The sequence below is a fragment of the Actinomadura napierensis genome, assembly GCF_039529375.1.
GTDB classification, from domain to species: domain Bacteria; phylum Actinomycetota; class Actinomycetes; order Streptosporangiales; family Streptosporangiaceae; genus Spirillospora; species Spirillospora napierensis.
This window is the reverse complement of sequence record NZ_BAAAMR010000008.1, coordinates 119,435-136,296: the sequence shown is the minus strand read 5'-3', so window position 1 is coordinate 136,296 and position 16,862 is coordinate 119,435. Positions and strand designations below refer to the sequence as shown.

At 70.9% G+C, this 16,862-nt stretch carries 13 protein-coding genes and 1 tRNA gene; 7 read left to right on the top strand and 7 right to left on the bottom strand.

What is annotated here, in order from left to right:
• Positions 1 to 49 precede the first annotated feature (49 nt).
• A complete protein-coding gene (locus tag ABD296_RS07485) occupies positions 50 to 1,279 on the top strand; it encodes an MFS transporter (RefSeq protein WP_344262918.1) in 1,230 nt (409 codons plus the stop codon).
• A 44-nt stretch (positions 1,280 to 1,323) separates the two neighbouring features.
• Here ABD296_RS07485 and ABD296_RS07480 read toward each other — a convergent pair whose 3' ends face one another.
• The gene (locus ABD296_RS07480) at positions 1,324 to 2,400 is read right to left on the bottom strand and encodes an SPFH domain-containing protein (protein WP_344262915.1); all 1,077 of its coding nucleotides are present in this window, start codon (positions 2,398 to 2,400) and stop codon (positions 1,324 to 1,326) included.
• Positions 2,401 to 2,621: 221 nt separating this feature from the next.
• Here ABD296_RS07480 and ABD296_RS07475 point away from each other — a divergent pair, with 221 nt between their 5' ends.
• Together ABD296_RS07475 and ABD296_RS07470 are read left to right on the top strand one after the other, a co-directional pair.
• Complete coding sequence (locus ABD296_RS07475; protein WP_344262913.1) at positions 2,622 to 3,617, top strand: ArsA-related P-loop ATPase; 996 nt, start codon at positions 2,622 to 2,624, stop codon at positions 3,615 to 3,617.
• A 20-nt stretch (positions 3,618 to 3,637) separates the two neighbouring features.
• Positions 3,638 to 4,798 carry an ArsA family ATPase gene (locus ABD296_RS07470; protein WP_344262910.1) on the top strand — a complete coding sequence of 387 codons (1,161 nt, stop codon included), beginning with the start codon at positions 3,638 to 3,640 and terminating at the stop codon, positions 4,796 to 4,798.
• On the opposite strand, the gene ABD296_RS07465 is transcribed toward ABD296_RS07470, so the two are convergent.
• Complete coding sequence (locus tag ABD296_RS07465) at positions 4,795 to 5,622, bottom strand: MerR family transcriptional regulator (protein ID WP_344262908.1); 828 nt, start codon at positions 5,620 to 5,622, stop codon at positions 4,795 to 4,797. The genes ABD296_RS07470 and ABD296_RS07465 overlap by 4 nt on opposite strands.
• Before the next feature lie 126 nt (positions 5,623 to 5,748).
• Between ABD296_RS07465 and ABD296_RS07460 the strand changes: the two genes are divergently transcribed.
• Positions 5,749 to 6,153: a hypothetical protein gene (locus ABD296_RS07460; protein ID WP_344262906.1), complete on the top strand. Its 405-nt coding sequence runs from the start codon at positions 5,749 to 5,751 to the stop codon at positions 6,151 to 6,153.
• Between the two features lie 187 nt (positions 6,154 to 6,340).
• Here ABD296_RS07460 and ABD296_RS07455 read toward each other — a convergent pair whose 3' ends face one another.
• On the bottom strand, positions 6,341 to 6,652 hold the full coding sequence (locus ABD296_RS07455; RefSeq protein ID WP_285915495.1) for a WhiB family transcriptional regulator: 312 nt from the start codon (positions 6,650 to 6,652) through the stop codon (positions 6,341 to 6,343).
• 326 nt (positions 6,653 to 6,978) lie between these two features.
• Between ABD296_RS07455 and ABD296_RS07450 the strand changes: the two genes are divergently transcribed.
• Complete coding sequence (locus ABD296_RS07450; protein ID WP_344262901.1) at positions 6,979 to 9,327, top strand: penicillin-binding protein; 2,349 nt, start codon at positions 6,979 to 6,981, stop codon at positions 9,325 to 9,327.
• A 91-nt stretch (positions 9,328 to 9,418) separates the two neighbouring features.
• Here the strand turns inward: ABD296_RS07450 and ABD296_RS07445 are convergent, their stop codons facing one another.
• Complete coding sequence (locus ABD296_RS07445; RefSeq protein WP_344262899.1) at positions 9,419 to 9,874, bottom strand: GatB/YqeY domain-containing protein; 456 nt, start codon at positions 9,872 to 9,874, stop codon at positions 9,419 to 9,421.
• A 93-nt stretch (positions 9,875 to 9,967) separates the two neighbouring features.
• Between ABD296_RS07445 and ABD296_RS07440 the strand changes: the two genes are divergently transcribed.
• Positions 9,968 to 10,864 (top strand): metallophosphoesterase, encoded by an 897-nt coding sequence (locus ABD296_RS07440; protein WP_344262897.1) that lies wholly within the window; start codon positions 9,968 to 9,970, stop codon positions 10,862 to 10,864.
• Between the two features lie 94 nt (positions 10,865 to 10,958).
• A tRNA-Pro gene (locus tag ABD296_RS07435) sits at positions 10,959 to 11,032 on the top strand.
• Between the two features lie 448 nt (positions 11,033 to 11,480).
• Here the strand turns inward: ABD296_RS07435 and ABD296_RS07430 are convergent.
• The 3 genes from ABD296_RS07430 to ABD296_RS07420 are packed head-to-tail and all read right to left on the bottom strand — an operon-like array spanning position 11,481 to position 16,858.
• Positions 11,481 to 12,572, bottom strand: coding sequence for a pentapeptide repeat-containing protein (locus ABD296_RS07430; RefSeq protein WP_344262895.1), 1,092 nt, complete (start codon positions 12,570 to 12,572; stop codon positions 11,481 to 11,483).
• 12 nt (positions 12,573 to 12,584) lie between these two features.
• Positions 12,585 to 16,367: a polymorphic toxin type 28 domain-containing protein gene (locus ABD296_RS07425; RefSeq protein WP_344262893.1), complete on the bottom strand. Its 3,783-nt coding sequence runs from the start codon at positions 16,365 to 16,367 to the stop codon at positions 12,585 to 12,587.
• Positions 16,367 to 16,858 carry a WXG100-like domain-containing protein gene (locus ABD296_RS07420; RefSeq protein ID WP_344262891.1) on the bottom strand — a complete coding sequence of 164 codons (492 nt, stop codon included), beginning with the start codon at positions 16,856 to 16,858 and terminating at the stop codon, positions 16,367 to 16,369. The genes ABD296_RS07425 and ABD296_RS07420 overlap by 1 nt, the downstream gene beginning before the upstream one ends.
• Positions 16,859 to 16,862: the final 4 nt, after the last annotated feature.

The following is a 16,862-nucleotide window of genomic DNA, read 5'->3' as shown; positions in this document are numbered from 1 at the left end:
GCGAATATTTCGTTGACGAATAGTTCGTTACCGAATTAGATTGCCCGGCATGCCCCCTCCGCTGCGCGGCCGGGACTTCCGGCTGCTGTTCACCGCCCGCGTCCTGTCCCTGACCGGCGACGCCGCCGTGCCCGCCGCGCTGACGCTCGCCGTGCTCCGCGCGACCGGCTCCACGTCCGCGCTCGCCCTGGTGCTGGGCTGCGCGATGGTGCCGCGCCTGCTGCTGCTCCCCGTCGGCGGCGTCCTCGCCGACCGGCTCAACGCCCGCACCGTCGCCGTCGCCACCGACCTCGCCGGCTGCGCCGCGCAGCTGTTCGCCGCGCTGGAACTGCTCGGCGGCCATCCCCGGCTCTGGCACCTCGCCGTCGCGCAGGCGATCGGCGGCGCCGCCTCGGCCTTCCAGGCCCCGACGATCTCCCCGATGGTCGCCGGCACGGTCGACACCGCCGGCCTGCAGAAGGCGAACGCGCTGATCGGCACCGCCAACGGCGCCACCCGGCTGGCCGGGCCCGCCCTCGCCGGCACGCTCGTGCTCACCGCCGGCCCCGGCTGGACGTTCGTGCTCGACTCCGCCTCGTTCGCCGCCAGCGCCGCGCTCCTCGCCCTGACCCGCGTCCGGCGCGCCGCCGCCGCGCCCGGCCCGGACGGGGGATCGGGCCGCCGGCTGCTCCGCGACCTCGCCGAAGGCTGGAACGAGGTGCGCTCCCGCGACTGGTACTGGACGAGCCTCATCGCGCACGCCGTCTGGAACGGCGCGTCCGCCGTGCTGCTCACCCTCGGCCCCGCCATCGCGATCGAGCGGCTCGGCGGCGAGGGCACCTGGGTCGCGATCGTGCAGGTCGGCGCGGTCGGCCTGGTCGCCGGGGCGCTGCTGGCCGGGCGCTTGCGGCCGCGCCGCCCGGTGCTGGTCGCCAACCTCGGCCTCGCCGCGTTCGCGGTCCCGCTCGCGCTGCTGGCCGCCGCCGCGCCCGCGCCGCTGATCGTCGTCTCGTACGGGGTGGCGCTCACCGGGCTCGGCGTGCTCAACCCGATCTGGGAGACCGTCGTGCAGCTGTCCGTCCCGCGGCGGTCCCTGGCCCGGGTCACCTCCTACGACTGGCTGCTCTCCCTCGGCGCCGCGCCGCTCGGCTACGCCCTCGCGCCGTGGGCCGCGTCCGCGTGGGGCGCGTCCGTCCCGCTCATGGTCAGCGCCGTCCTGGTCGGCGGGAGCTGCCTGGCGACGGCCGCGGTCCCGGGCGTCCGCGCCCTCACGATGCCGAAGGCCCCCGCCGCCCTATGACGGGCGCCGGGGACCTCCGGCCGAACATCGCTCTCGTCGGGCCGTCAGAAGTCGGCGGGCGGCTCCTGCTCCGGAGCGCCGCCCCCGGCCGGGCGGTCGCCGCCCGCGATGCCGGGCCGCTCGCCCTCGCGGGGGCCGTCCACCTCGCCGGGCCGCTCGGCCCCGGACACCCCCTGGTGCGGCTTCGGCTCGTCCAGCCCGATGACCGGCGGCACGTCCTCGGCGGACCCCAGCGTCGAGGGCTGCTCGGCGGCCTTCGCCAGGTCGGCCTCGGCCTTGGCGAGCCGCTCCCGCAGATCCATCCGCTCGGCGCCGTCACCGGACCGCTCGGGCCCGCCGCCGCCCATCTTGTCGAAGAACCGCAGGATCTCGACCGGAAGCGGCATGACCAGCGTGCTGTTCTTCTCCGCCGACACCTCCACGACCGTCTGCAGCAGCCGCAGCTGGAGGGCCGCCGGATCCTGCGACATGATCTCCGCCGCCGCGGCGAGCCGCTTGGAAGCCTGGAACTCGCCGTCCGCGGTGATGATGCGGGCGCGCCGCTCCCGCTCCGCCTCGGCCTGCCGCGCCATCGAGCGCTTCATGCCCTCCGGCAGCGACACGTCCTTGATCTCCACCCGCTCGATCAGGATCCCCCACGGATCCTGGGTGATCTCGTCGATGATCGAGCGCAGCCGGACGTTGATCTTCTCGCGCTCGCCGAGCAGCTCCTGCATGTCCGCCTGGCCGATCGCCGAGCGCAGCGACGTCTGCGCCACCTGCGAGATCGCGTATCCGTAGTTCTGCACGTTCACGATCGCCTTCACCGGGTCGACCACCCGGAAGTACACGACCGCGTCCACGCGGACGCTCACGTTGTCCTGGGTGATGCCGTCCTGCGCCGGCACCCCCATCGTGACCGTCTGCTGGTTGACCTTTTGCATTCGCTCTGCATAAGGGATGATCGCCGTCAGGCCGGGCCGGCGGACGGCGCCGGGGCGGAGCTGCCCGCCCCGCTGCACCTGGCCGAACCGGAACACGATGCCGTGCTCGAACTGCTGCACGACACGCAGCGACGAGGCGAGCGTGATCAAGCCGCCCACCACGACGATCAGCAAAATGATCAGGGCCACCGCTGCCATCACGGGCCACCTTTCCGATGTGGACTGTCCGTACCCGCTCGGAGCCCGGACGTACCGGCCCGCGGACCGGTCTCACGTTTCCCAGCTAACCGCGCGGGCACGCCCGTAGCAACGGTCCCGGCGGACGATCTGCGAGCGCGGACGGCATCGTGTCAGGGATCACTTGCATCGGGGCGGGCGGCCTCTCAAGTCCTTGCCGAGTGAACGATATGGTCGATCGGGTGAGCGCGAGAGACACCGACTGGGACGGCGTACGCCTCCACGTCGTCACCGGGAAGGGCGGCACGGGCAAGACGACCGTTGCCGCCGCACTCGCCCTGGCGCTGGCCGCGGGCGGCCGCAAGGTCCTGCTCGTCGAGGTCGAGGGACGCCAGGGCATCGCCCAGCTCTTCGACTGCCCGCCGCTGCCCTACGGGGAGCGCCGCGTCGCCGTCGCGCCGGACGGCGGGGACGTCTACGCGCTCGCCGTCGACACCGAAGAGGCGCTCCTCGAGTACCTCGAGATGTTCTACAGCCTCAAGCGCGCCGGGAAGGCGATGACCAAGCTCGGCATCGTCGACTTCGTCACCACCATCGCCCCCGGCCTGCGCGACGTGATCCTCACCGGCAAGACGTCGGAGTCGGTGCGCCGCAGGAAGAAGGACGGCTCGTTCATCTACGACGCCGTCGTCATGGACGCCCCGCCCACCGGCCGCATCACCAAGTTCCTCAACGTCAATGACGAGGTCTCCGGTCTCGCCAAGGTCGGGCCGGTCCGCAACCACGCCGACACCGTGATGAAGGTCGTGCGCAGCCCCGAGACCGCCGTCCACTTCGTCACGCTGCTGGAGGAGATGCCGGTCCAGGAGACGATGGACGGCGTCCGCGAACTCACCGAGGTGGGGCTGCCGGTCGGCGGCGTCATCGTCAACATGGAGCACCAGCCCGTCCTGTCGGAGGACGACCTCGCCGCGGCCGCCGCCGGCGCCCTGGACACCGACGGGATCCTGCGCGGCGTGAAGGCCGCCGGGCTGGAGCACGACGCCGAGTCCATCGCCGCGGTGCTGGCCGCCGAGGCCGGCGAGCACGCCCGCCGCACCGCGCTGCAGCGCCGCGAGAAGGAGCGGCTGGAGTCCGTCGACCGGCCCCGCTACACGCTGCCCATGCTGTCCGACGGCATGGACCTCGCCGGCCTGTACGACCTGGCCGCCGCTTTGCGCGCGCAGGGCGCCGCGTAATTCCTGGGGGAGAGGACGTTATGAGCCCCACCAAGAACCCGCCCGCGCTGGACGTCGACGCGCTGCTCGACGACCCGCGCACCAAGATCATCGTGTGCTGCGGGTCCGGCGGCGTGGGCAAGACCACGACGGCCGCGGCGCTCGGCGTGCGGGCCGCCGAGCGCGGCCGCGACGTCGTCGTGCTCACCGTCGACCCGGCGCGCCGGCTCGCCCAGTCGATGGGGCTGTCCGAGCTGGACAACAACCCGCGCAAGATCGAGGTCGGCGGCGACGGCGAGCTGCACGCCATGATGCTCGACATGAAGCGGACCTTCGACGAGATCGTCGAGGCGCACGCCGACCCGGACCGGGCCAAGCAGATCCTCGCCAACCCCTTCTACCAGTCGCTCTCCTCGTCGCTGTCGGGCACGCAGGAGTACATGGCGATGGAGAAGCTCGGGCAGCTGCACCGCTCCGGCGCCTGGGACCTGATCATCGTCGACACCCCGCCGTCCCGGAACGCCCTGGACTTCCTGGACGCCCCCGAGCGGATGGGCCGGTTCCTCGACGGCCGCTTCATGAAGATCCTCGCCGCCCCCGCCAAGACCGGCGGGCGGTTCGGCGTGAAGGTGATCAGCGCCGGGTTCGGCATGTTCACCGGCGCCATCAACAAGGTCCTCGGCGTCCAGCTGCTGCGCGACGTGCAGACGTTCGTCGCCGCGTTCGACACCATGTTCGGCGGATTCCGCGAGCGCGCCGAGAAGACGTTCAAGCTGCTCCAGACCCCCGGCACCGCGTTCCTCGTCGTCGCCGCACCGGAGCCGGACGCGCTGCGCGAGGCGTCCTACTTCGTCGAGCGGCTCGCCGAGGAGCGGATGCCGCTGGCCGGGCTCGTCGTCAACCGCGTGCACGAGTCCGCCGCCGACGGGCTGTCGGCGGCGCGCAGCCAGGCCGCCGCCGAGACGCTGGAGGAGCGCGGCGAGCACACGCTGACCGCCGCGCTGCTGCGCCTGCACACCGACCGCATGCAGCTCGCCGCCCGCGAGGAACGCCTGCGCGACCACTTCGCCTCGACGCACCCGACCGTCCCGGTCACCGCGGTCCCCGCGCAGGCCGAGGACGTCCACGACCTCGAAGGCCTCCGCCAGGTCGGCGAAGACCTCTCGCTCCTCCCCGAATCCCGCGCCAAGCGCCCCGCCTAACGAGCCGGGGCGGTCTGGAAGACGGGCCAGCCGATCTCGGTACGCCAGCGCGACGAGTCGGGGGTGTCGCGGCGGCCGACGAGGTAGTACTCCCGCATGGGGCCGTCCACAGCGAGTGCGTGCCGCGACACGTACGCGGCGAGCGTGCCGTAGGAACGGTCCACGTCGGCGGGCGAGCCGTGGTGCGTGATGACGGCGAGCTCCGCCGCCGGCACCTCCCCCGGGACGACCCGGCCCATCCGCCGGACGGTCCCGGCGCACGGCACGAAGATGGTCGCCTCGCCGCGATGCCGGGTGTACAGCTCGTCCGCGAAGACACCGCCGGCGTGGCCGGCCTCGGGGAGGTCCTGCGCCGCGAGCGTCCCGTACAGCTCGCCCAGCGCGCCCTGGAACCACGCGCCCATGTCGGCGACGTCGACGACCTCGGTGATGGACGCGGCCGGCGCCGCCGGCACGCTGCGCAGCCCGACGCTCGCGGACGCGTCCGCCGGGGGAGGCGCGAGAAGGTCGCGCAGCGCGGCGACGGCGCACCGCGTCCGGCCGAGATCGTCCTCCAGCCGGCGCAGGTGCGCGGCGATCCGCTCGTTGCGGGCGTGCACGTCCGGCGCCGCGAGCACCGCCTCGATGTCGTCCAGCGGCATGCCGAGGTCGCGGAAACGGCGGATGACCTGCGCGGTCGGGATCTGCTCGACGGTGTAGCGGCGGTAGCCGGTGGCCGGGTCCACGTGGGCGGGTTCGAGCAGCCCGACCCGGTGGTAGTGCCGCAGCGTCTTCACGCTCATGTGGGTGGCGCGCGAGAAGTCCCCGATGGACAGGTACGTCATGCCGCCCATTGTGGGGCCTCCCCTCGGGGGAGAGTCTGCGCCGTTCGCCCGGCTTGACCCTGCCCGTGCGGCAGCCGCGAGCGTCGGTCCCGACGGCCCGCCGGGCCGGACGGAAGGAGACCGACGATGACCCAGGGAACCGACCACGAGCTGCGGCCCGCCACGATCGAGGACGTCGCCCGCCGCTACGTCGCGGTGTGGAGCGAACCCGACGCCGGCAGGCGCCGCGCCGCCATCGCCGCGCTGTGGGCGGAGGACGGCGTGGAGCTCGTCGAGACCGCGCGGTTCCGCGGCCACACCGAGCTGGCGGACAGGATCGCCGAGGCGTACGACGAGTTCGTGGTCCGCCGCAAGTACGCCGTGGTGTCGGCGGACGACGTGTTCGGCCACCACAACGCCGTCACGTTCACCGTCCGGCTCGTGGCAGGCGACGGCGAGGTCGCCTGGGCCGCGCGGGTGTTCCTCGTCCTCGGCGAGGACGACCTCATCCGCTACGACTACCAGTTCACCGTGCAGCCCCTGAAGGCATGACCACCGAGCAGGCATGACCACCGGGTCCGGCGCGGCGGCAGGCCCGCACCTCATCGGTACGGGCCCGCAGCCGCGCTTCGGTGAACCTTGCGGTCACCTGCCGTCGACCGATCCCAGCGGACCGGTCGTGCCCATGACCGCCCGCAGGCGGCCATCGGGCGTACCGCCGACCGGCGCCGAGCTCCGCTCAGCTCGCGACGAGCTCTTCCTCGTCGGCCTCGACCGACCGCTCGTACTCCTCCTTGGCGGTCTCCAGCAGCTCGCGCCACGACCGCACGTCCGGCCGCCGGCGCAGGAGCGCACGACGCTCCCTCTCCGTCATGCCGCCCCAGACGCCGAACTCGATCCTGTTGTCGAGGGCGTCGGCGAGACATTCCGTGCGCACCGGGCAGCCGCGGCAGATGAGCTTGGCCCGGTTCTGTGCCGCTCCCTGAACGAACAGGGCGTCCGGATCCGCGTTACGGCAGGCGGCGCGGGCGGTCCAATCCGTGATCCACATCTTGGCCCCACTCCCCTAGGGTCTGTGTCGATTTGCGCTCCTTGGCCGGACGGGCGCGGACGTCAGGCCGCCAAACGAAAGCCGTGGGGAAGAACTTACGGAAGCGAGGGACGATTCAACAGACCCCGATGGGCCCATTCTCGATATAGCCCACCGGGGCCATACCGCCGGAACGGACTAGTTACCTGTAGTTGACGCGCCAGACACGGCGCAGGTTGTCACGAGGGGGACATACCGGGCGAACACCCGGCGCCGCGCGCCCCGCAGCACCCGGGCCTGGGGGACCTGTCCCGTATGCACTGGTCGTCCCGCGTACCCTAGAGCGCGTGCGCGCTGCGAAGCTAGATCGGGGTAAGGCCTTCTCCACGCTGTTCAAGCTGCTGGGGGCGGGCGTCGTCGCGGGTGTCCTGGTCGCGTTCATCGCGCTGCCCGGCGTCGGCAGCGCGGGACTGACCGCGCGCGACGCCGCGAACAACTTCGAGGACATGGACAGCAACCTCAAGACGACGCCGCCGTCGGAGAAGACGGTGATGTACGACGCCAACGGCAAGCAGATCGCCACGTTCTTCGACAAGTACCGCGAGTCGGTCCGGCTCGACCAGGTCGCCCCCATCATGCGGCAGGCGATGGTCGACATCGAGGACTCGCGCTTCTACAAGCACGGCGCCCTCGACCTGAAGGGCACCATCCGCGCGCTGGCGTCCAACGTCGAGTCCGAGCAGACGCAGGGCGGCTCCACCCTCACGCAGCAGTACGTGAAGAACCTGCTCGTCGACCAGGCCACGACGCAGGAGGAGTACAAGGAGGTCACGGCCCCGACCGTGGGCCGCAAGCTGCGCGAGCTGCGCTACGCGCTCGACATCGAGCAGCACATGACCAAGGACCAGATCCTCGAGGGCTACCTCAACGTCGCGTACTTCAGCGCCGGCGCCTACGGCATCCAGGCCGCCGCCAAGCGCTACTTCAGCGTCCCCGCGTCCAAGGTGACCCTCGGGCAGGCCGCCCTCCTGGCCGGCATCACGCAGAACCCCACCCTGTACGACCCGATCCGCAACCCGAAGGAAGCCCGCAAGCGGCGCGACATCGTCCTCTACCGGATGGCGCAGCTCGGGGACATCTCCAAGCAGCGCGCGGACGCCGAGGCCGCCAAGCCCATCCAGCTGAACCGCACCGACCCGGTCGGCGGCTGCGAGTCCAGCAAGGCGCCCTACTTCTGCGAGTACGTCAAGTACGACATGCTCGACATCCTCTCCAACGGCAAGTACTGGTCGATGACGCCGAAGGAGCAGCAGAACGTCGTCAACAAGCTGAACCGCGGCGGCTACACCATCCGCACCACCCTCGACATGAAGGCGCAGAACGCGGTCGACCGGGCGCTGCGCAGCCACGTCGCCCCGGCCGGCAACCGCGTCGGCGCCGAGGCGATGGTCGAGCCCGGCACCGGCAGGATCAAGGCGATCGGGCTGAGCAAGCGGTTCGGCGCGGGCAAGGGCCGCACCACCATCAACCTGCCCGCCGACTCCCACCACGGCGGCGGCACCGGCGTGTCCGCCGGCTCCACGTTCAAGACCTTCACCCTCGCCGCCGCCCTGGACGAGGGCATCCCGGTCAGCACCACCATCAACTCGCCGCAGACCACGACCGTCGGCGGGTTCCAGCCCTGCAAGTACACCGGCACCATCAACGGCACCAAGTACAAGAACCAGATGGCCGGCGGCGGGACCTGGACGCTGCACAACGCCGGTGACAGCGAGGCCGGCGACTTCAACCTGAAGACCGCGACCTGGCACTCGGTCAACACCTTCTACGCCCAGCTGGAGAAGCGCGTCGGCGTCTGCGACGCCGTCGACATGGCCAAGGCGTTCGGCATGAAGCGGGGCAACGGGGAGGAGATCGCGCCGGTCCCGTCCCAGGTCCTCGGCAGCAACGACATCGACATGGTCCACCTCGCCGCCGCCTACGCCGGCTTCGGCGCCCGCGGCAAGTACTGCGAGCCGCTCTCCGTCACGCAGGTCATCGACTCCGACGGCAAGCAGCTGAAGCTTCCCAAGCAGGACTGCCACCAGGCCGTCGACCAGGCCGTCGCCGACAAGGTCGACTCCATCCTCAGCGGCGTCCTCACCAAGGGCACCGCCGCCGGCCGCGGCATCGGCCGTCCCGCCGCCGGCAAGACCGGCACCTGCGAGGAGTTCACCTGCGCGGTGTTCGCCGGCTTCACCCCGAACATGGCCGCCGCCACCGCCTACTGGGACTACCGCGGCCCCTGGCAGTACAAGGTCTACGGCGTCTACGGCGCGGACACCCCCGGCGCGATGTGGCAGCAGAGCATGCAGGACGCCCTCGCCGGCAAGCCCGCTCCCGGCTTCAGCACCCCGTCCCGCGACTTCGGCGACACCACCCGCGTCCCGCAGGTGAAGGGCATGAAGCTCGCCGCCGCCAAGGCCAAGATCACGGGCTCCGACCTGCGGGTGCAGGTCGCGTCCGGGTCCGTCGACTCCGACCAGCCGAAGGGCACGGTCGTGTCGACCTCACCGGACGCGGGCTCCGAGGTCCCGCCCGGCACCACCGTCATCCTCTACATCAGCAACGGCAAGAAGAAGGGCGGCGGCGGGAACGGCCACGGGAACGACGGCGGCGGCGACGAGGGCTTCCCCGGCTGGCCACCCGGCAACTGACGGCAAGAAGGCCCGGCACGCGTGCCGGGCCTGGGAGGGCCCGGCGAGACGCCGGGCGCGGAAGGGCCCGGCGACGCGCCGGGCCCTTCTCTCATTCCGCGAGCTGCCGCTTGACCTCCGCGGCGACCCGCCCGCCCTCGGCGCGCCCGGCGACCTTCGGGTTCACGACCTTCATGACCTGCCCCATCGCCCGCGGGCCCGCCGCGCCCGTCTCGGCGATGGCGTCCGCCACCAGCGCGGTCAGCTCCTCGTCCGCCAGCTGCGCGGGCAGGTACTCCTCCAGCACCGCGCCCTCGTCCCGCTCGGCCTGCGCCTGCTCCGCCCGGCCCGCGTCCCCGAACGCCGTCGCCGCCTCCCGCCGCTTCTTCGCCTCCCGGGTGAGGACCTTCACCACGTCCTCGTCCGAGAGCTCGCGCGCCTGCTTCCCGGCGACCTCCTCGTTCTTCACCGCCGTCAGCGCCATCCGCAGCGTCCGCGTGCGCACCTCGTCGCGCGCCTTCATCGCCACCGACAGGTCGGTCTCCAGCTTCACCTTCAGGTCGCTCATGGTCACATCATGCCCGCACGAACCCGGCCGCCTCATCAGGATTACCGCGAGGTGCCCATGTCTGGAACCATGGACGCCAGAGAAGGGAGAACCGTGCGAAAGATCTACGCCGCGTCCCTCGGCCTCCTGGGCGCGGGCGCCGCGACCTTCGGGTACGCCTCGGTGATCGAGCGGAACTGGTTCCGGCTCCGCCGCTTCGACGTGCCGGTGCTGCCGCCCGGCCGTCCTCCGGTCAAGATCCTGCACCTCTCCGACGCGCACCTGACGCCGGGCAGGTCCCGCCTCATCCACTGGGTCCGCTCCCTGGACGCCCTGGAGCCCGACCTCGTCGTCAACACCGGCGACACCCTCTCCCACCGGGACGCCATCGGCCCCTTCCTGGACGCCCTCGGCCCCCTCCTGGACCGTCCCGGCGTCTTCGTCTACGGGTCCAACGACCTGTACTCCCCGATCTTCAAGAACCCCCTGCGCTACATCTGGCGCACCAGCAAGTCCGACTACAAGCGGCACCGCCGCGAGCCCGACCTGCCCTACCGCGAGCTCGGCTCGTCCCTCCAGGCCGCCGGCTGGCTCGACCTCAACAACCGCATCGGCCGCCTCAAGGTCGGCGAGCTCGACGTCGAGTTCGGCGGCATCGACGACTCGCACATCAACCGCGACCGCTACGACAAGATCGCCGGCCCCGTCGACCCGCAGGCCGACGTCCACCTCGGCGTCATGCACTCCCCCGAGCCCCGCAACCTCGACCGCTTCGCCGCCGACGGCTACGACCTCCTCCTGGCCGGCCACACCCACGGCGGCCAGGTCTGCGTCCCCTTCTACGGCGCCCTCGCCACCAACTGCGGCATCGACCGGCCCCGCGTCAAGGGCCTGCACGAGCACCGCGGCTCCTGGCTCCACGTCTCCGCCGGCCTCGGCACCTCGCCCAAGGCCCCCGTCCGCTTCTGCTGCCCACCCGAGGCCTCCCTCCTCACCCTCGTCCCCCGATGACCCCGCCGCCCCAAATCGGGTACGCACCACTCCCCGACATCCGCTAAAGTGGTCAAGGCGCCGGGAGCACGTACGACTCCCGGGCAGCCACCACCGGGGTGTAGCGCAGCTTGGCAGCGCGCTTCGTTCGGGACGAAGAGGTCGTGGGTTCAAATCCCGCCACCCCGACAGAAAACGCCAGGTCAGAGGCCGGTTCCCACACAGGGAATCCGGCCTCTTGATCGTTTGTCCGCGATTCGTCCGCGCCTCCACGGACACCGTCCACCCGGACCAGCACTGAGCGGACTTGTTCCCCTCCCACGTGTACAGATCCCGCGCTCCCTCCAGCACGTCCCGCAGGCATCGTCAGCGCTTCGCGCCTAGGTGAGGGTCCGCAGTCCACGCCTCCAGCATCAGTGGTCGTACACCTCGTAGCCGCACAAGCCGGTGAAGAGGACGCTCTTGCCAGCGGCGGCGTAGCGGTGCAGCAGTACGTTGCGTGCCCGGTGTACGGGCCTTCCTGCGGGTGGAACCGTGCTGCGCCGGCGAGTGGGCCGCCGGGTGCAAACGGCAGGCGCTCGACTATCGACAGTCACGGTGAGTGGGGCTTGTAACTCGGGGTTACAAGCCCCTCGTGTCAGTGTCGGAGGCCGTCGGTGGTGGCGTGGTCGAGGAGGGTTCCGCCTCGGGTTGCGCCGTACATGGTGGTGTCGGTGATGGTGGCGGCGGTGAAGTCGGCGCTGTCGAGGACGGCGTTGACGAAGAGAACGTGGTGGACGGTGGCGTTGCGGAACCGGGCGCGGGTGAAATCACCGCGGGACAACACGGCCCAGTGGAGGTCGGCCCCGTCCAAGAGGGCGCCGGTGAAGTCGGCGCCGACTGTGGTGATCTTGTTGAGCCGGGCGCCGGTGAGATCGGCTCCGGACAGGTCGGCGTGGTCGAGTTCGGCGCCGAACAGGTCCACGCCGCGCAGGTCGCGCCCGGCCAGCGGAGCGCCCTGCAGGTCGGTGTAGTTTCCGTCGCTGGCGGGATAGCGCGCGTCGGTCCAGTCGTCGCCCCGTTTGGCGGCGCGGATGACGTCCTCAAGGTTGGCGGCCTGCTCGGGGGCGGCCCAGCGGGCGCGGGCGGCGTCGCGTTCGCCTGCCAGTGCCGACAGCGCCTCGCCATGCCGAGGTGAGGTCGCATGCCAGGTCGTCGCGGGGTAACTGTTCTGCGTGCCGGTGGTGACGGCCGCTTCGAAAGCGGCCGGATCGGTGAGGTTGCCGGTCCAGATACCGCCGGTGAGATCCGCGCCGGTCAGGTCGGCACCACTGAGGTCGCAGGTGAGGACGGTCGTTTGGACGGCACGCAACCCCGACGCGCGGCATCCCGTAAGCCGCGCCTCGGACAGCCGGCTCGCTGACAGGTCGGCGTCGACGAGCACGGTTCCGGACAGGTCGGTGTGGCGTGCGCTGACGTCGAGCAGTACCGCCCCAGTGAGGTCGGCTCTGGACAGGTCGGCGAAGTCCAGAACGGCCCTGGTCAGGTCGATACCGGTGAGGTCGCGACCGGCCAGCGGCGCACCGCCGAGGTCGGTCTCCAACTCGAACGGCGGCCGCTCGCCCAGGGCCGCCGCCCAGTCCCCACCGGTCAGCGCCTCCTCGAGTGCCTCCTCCAAGCGCGCGGCCATGAGGGGCTCGGTCCAGCGCTCCATGCGCCACACTGTCGCGGCCGCGTTGATGGACAGCATTCGCCGATTCTCCTACGCGCCGGGCGGCCAGTGGTGCATGGGCGCACTCGGCGGGTATCCGATGCTGTGCAGGAAGCCGTTGACGTTGTGGAACAGCTTGTTGGCACGTTCGTGCTGGTTGAACAGGTTGGTGAGCGCCTCGTGAGTGAGGTCGTCGGGCAGCCTGCGTTCGAGTCGGGAGATCTCACGGTCCAGTGCGGGGATGATGTTGTTCTGCAGCGCGTTGCGGGACTGCTGGAGGTCGTGGATGTGGCTGTACGGAACGTTCGTGACCGGTTTGCGCGCCACCACAACACCCTGGGACTCGAGTCTCGCGGCCTTGAAGTGGTTGTGGTCGGTCTGGCGGTTGATCTTGCCGAGAGGATCGTCGGCGACGTTCTCCAGTTTGTTCATCGCCTGTTTCGCCTCCTGGCTCAGCCCGCTGTAGTCGGGGGCGAGCCCGAAGGGGTCGGCCCATCGCCAGGGGTTGGGCACGTAGGCGTGCGGGTTGGGACCTCCCGCCAGGCCGATGGGATCGGCGCTGATGTAGCGAGCCGTGTCCGGGTCGTAGTAGCGGTGATAGTTGTAGTGGAACCCGGATTCGTCGTCGTAATACTGGCCCGGGAAGCGCAGCGGGCATGGCGCGCCGGCGCCGGCTCCCTTGAGCGATACGGTGCCCGCTCCCAGAGCGGTGTCCGCGCCCCAGATCGAACTGCCGTCGGCGGAGACGACCTCGCCGCCGGGCGTCACCAATTCGGCGGGCGCGCCGACAAGGTCGGCGACGATGGCGTAAAAGCGCGCGTTGGTGCTGTCGGGTGAGTGGACGTCCTGCAGCAAGGGGACGAGGCTTCCCGGCTCATGGGCCCAAGTCGTCACCGTGTCGTCGCGTTGCTGCTCGACGAGAACCGGACCGTCCCATGTGAACAACGTCCGTTCCAGGACGGTCTGACTGTCGGCGGTAACCCGTTCCTTGGCGATGCGACGGCCGAGCGCGTCGTAACGGTAACGCCAATGCGCCCCGTCCGGGGTGACGAGCGCTACGAGCCGGTCGTCGGGGTCCCAGAAGTAGCGCCAGTCTCGGTGGGCTCCTGACAATGTGATCTGCCGCCGGACGACCAGGCGCCCCTGTTGGTCATGCTGATACTGCGTCCTGCCCGCACGCCGCAGCAGCGTCCCGGTGAAGACGCGGTCGCCTTGCACGGCCGCCGTGTCGTCAGGGGGCGCCCCTGGCGGGAGACCTGCGGCAGGGCTGGGCCAGGTCGCCGCCGTCACATTGCCGGCCAGGTCATACCCGTACTGCTCCACGCCGGCCGCGCTGTGAACGGAGGTGATCCGGCGGTGTCCATCGATCTGGGCACTCCGTTGCCCGCCCCGGCGATCGTTGACGGCGGTCGGGCTTCCGTCCTCCCTGTAGGCGTGCGTGCGGTGCTGGAGCAGCCTGGCGTCAGGACCGGTCTGCGGGGTCGGTGCACCCCAGAGCGCCTGGGACGTCAGCCGTCCCGCGGCGTCGTACTGCTGGTCGAGCGCCACGGCGTCGCCCAGCCGCCGCCGCGTTTCCCGGCCCAGGGCGTCATAGCCGAAGTCGAGCCGTCGGCCCCCCGCCATCAGAGCGGTGAGGCGACCGGACGGATCGTAGGCCCACACCGCCTCCCAGCTGGACGGCGTGCGGCGGCGCACCCGGCGGCCGAGGGGGTCGAAGTCCGTCCGCACCGTGCGTCCGTCGCAGGTCTCGGCCACGACCCGGCCGAGTGGGTCACGCTCGAACACCACCTCGGAGTGGGCGTTGGTGGCGCGGATCATCCGTCCGTTGGGGTCGTAGGCGTAGGTGCTCGTCCCGGCCGCCGAACGCTGCGCCACCACCCGCCCGAGCAGGTCCCTCTGGAACTCGGTCGCCTCGCCCGCGCCGTTGACCCGCGTGATCAGCTGGTTCCCGGCGTCGTGGGAGTAGCGGAGCATGCGGCCGTTGACGTCGGTCTCGGAAACGATGTTCCCGGCGGAATCGTAGCCGTAGGTCCAGCGCGCGCCGGCGGGGTTGGTGACGGCGACGACCTGCAATTCGGTGTCGTAGGTCAGCGCGACCGTCGAACCGTCCGGGCCGATCTGTCGGAGCGGGTGGTCGAACGGGCCGTACTCGGTGCGGACCACCTGGCCGAGCTGGTCGGTATAGGCGGTCTGGTTGCCCTCCGCGTCGTATTCCCAGGACTCGGCGAGTCCGAGCGGGTCGACCCGGCTGGTGGGCAGCCCTTCGAGCGTCCAGCCGTAACGGGTCTGGCCACCGATGGCGTCGGTGTGGGTGACCAGCCGGCCGAGGGCGTCGCGCTGGTACCGGGTGAGCTCCCCGGAAGGGCCGGTGATGCCGACCGGCAGGCCGACGGCATTGTTCTCGATGCGGGTGGTGAACCCGAGCGGATCGGTGAGGCCGGTGAGCGCGCCGTGCGCGTCCCGGGTGTAGCGGATCGTGGCGCCAGACGGGTCGGTCTCGGCGACGAGGAGACCCGCTGGGTCGTAGTCGTAGGCCCATTCGGTGCCGTCCGCACATGACACCCGTGCGGGTAGATGGTGGTCGTTGTACTCGACGCGGATCCGGGTTCCGTCAGGCCGTTCAATGTCGGTCACATCGCCGAACTCGTTATGCCGATACCGGAAAGTGCGGCCGAGGGGGTCGGTGCGAGTGAGGAGGTTGCCGCGCTCATCCCATGCCGAGAGCGTGACGCGGCCGAGCGGGTCGCGCTCGGACACGATCCGGCCGCGTTCATCGAATCGGTAGGTGGTCCGTCGGCCGAGCGAGTCGGTCAGCACCGTCTGGTTCTCGTCATACTGCAGCCAGGTGTCGAGGAAGCCGCCGGTGCCGGACCCGCGCACCGCCCGGCCCCGATCGTCATAGGCGTAGCGGTACTCGTTGCCGTTGCGGTCCCGCCAACCCGTCATCCTGCTTGTGGCGTCATAGGTGAAGGTCTGCGGCAGGCCGGACGAGTTGATGATCTCGGTGAGGCGCCCGGCGGGGTCGTAGCGATATCGCATCAGCGGGAGGTCACCGTCACCGGCGCGCAGAAGCAGAGCGGTCACGCGCCGGCTCGCGCCGGTACCGTCGCCCTCCACCGCGACCCGATAGCCCCCGGAGTGCCGCACCTCCACCAGGTCACCGGCGTCGTCGTGGTCGAAGTCGATCCGGTTGCCGCTGCGGTCACTGATCGCGCCGATCGGGCGCCGTGCTCCGAAGACGTCGCCCGGCGGAGGAAAGTACAGGAACCGGTCCCTCTGCGGGTCCTCGACCGTGTACCCGCCATCGGCGCCTAGAGTCAGCGGCCGGACGGGCCCGTTCAGCGGCGCGACCGGCGTCCCGGGCGTCGGCGGGAGCGGGTAGGCGGCGATCGTGCCGTCCGCCAAGGTCAGCCACACGCCGTCCTGATGCACCTCTAGATGCTGGTCAAGGGTGGACGCCCAGGAGACCCCGAACAACCTTCCCTGCCGGTATGTCGACAGATGGATGCGCTCGAACACCAGCGGAAGCACCCCCGGCAGCACCGCGTCGGTCTGCGGGAGCAGTACCTCACCCGAGGCCACGTCGATCGGGTCGCCGCCCACCGTCCGGTCGGCTGGAGGCCGGCCCGGCGTCCCCTCGCGGGCCGCCGTACCCGCGTCCCGTCCGGCGGTGCGTTCGGCTGCGCGGCCCGCGTCCTTCTCCGCGGTCCGGGCCGCGGTCTTCTCCGCGTCCTTGACGACGGTGCGCTCGGTGACCGTCACGGCCTCGCGGTCCAGCAGACGCTCGACGGACTTGGTGATGATGCTGGCGGCCTTCCCGCCTCCCGGCGCCATCAACCGGCCCCGAGCAGCGTGTTGATCGCCTCGTTGACGATCGCGCCGATGATGCGCTGCTGGATCTCCTTGAACACCGGGATCTCCAGCAGCGACCCGCCGAACGTCTCCGGCGCGGTCGCCAGCGCCTCGAGGATCTCCATCAGCAGAATCGTCAGCTGCACGATCACGTTGATCTTCAATGCCAGCACCACGGCCGCGCACACCAGCAGCATCGCGCCCAGGACGTGCGCGGCCGTCGCGCCGTCCTTGAGCACGGCCGAGGGGGAGTGCTGGTGCTCCCAGCGGGACTTGAACGCGTCGATGTCGCCGCCGGAGTTGCCCGTCCACACCTCCTGGGCGGCCCGCTCGGCGTCAGTGCTGATCTGCTGGAGCTTCGACCCGTATGACGTCCAGGACGAGCCGAGTTCGAACAGCCGCTGCTCGTCGATCTCCGGCCAGTTGAACCCCAGGTCGTTGAGCAGCCGTTCCAACTCTCCGGGCAGCGTCATTCCC

Coding starts and splice junctions, on each gene's coding strand:
- ABD296_RS07485 (WP_344262918.1), top strand. CDS start 50: ATGCCCCCTCCGCTGCGCGGCCGGGACTTCCGGCTGCTGTTCACCGCC.
- ABD296_RS07480 (WP_344262915.1), bottom strand. CDS start 2,400: ATGGCAGCGGTGGCCCTGATCATTTTGCTGATCGTCGTGGTGGGCGGC.
- ABD296_RS07470 (WP_344262910.1), top strand. CDS start 3,638: ATGAGCCCCACCAAGAACCCGCCCGCGCTGGACGTCGACGCGCTGCTC.
- ABD296_RS07465 (WP_344262908.1), bottom strand. CDS start 5,622: ATGACGTACCTGTCCATCGGGGACTTCTCGCGCGCCACCCACATGAGC.
- ABD296_RS07460 (WP_344262906.1), top strand. CDS start 5,749: ATGACCCAGGGAACCGACCACGAGCTGCGGCCCGCCACGATCGAGGAC.
- ABD296_RS07455 (WP_285915495.1), bottom strand. CDS start 6,652: ATGTGGATCACGGATTGGACCGCCCGCGCCGCCTGCCGTAACGCGGAT.
- ABD296_RS07445 (WP_344262899.1), bottom strand. CDS start 9,874: ATGAGCGACCTGAAGGTGAAGCTGGAGACCGACCTGTCGGTGGCGATG.
- ABD296_RS07430 (WP_344262895.1), bottom strand. CDS start 12,572: ATGCTGTCCATCAACGCGGCCGCGACAGTGTGGCGCATGGAGCGCTGG.
- ABD296_RS07425 (WP_344262893.1), bottom strand. CDS start 16,367: ATGGCGCCGGGAGGCGGGAAGGCCGCCAGCATCATCACCAAGTCCGTC.
- ABD296_RS07420 (WP_344262891.1), bottom strand. CDS start 16,858: ATGACGCTGCCCGGAGAGTTGGAACGGCTGCTCAACGACCTGGGGTTC.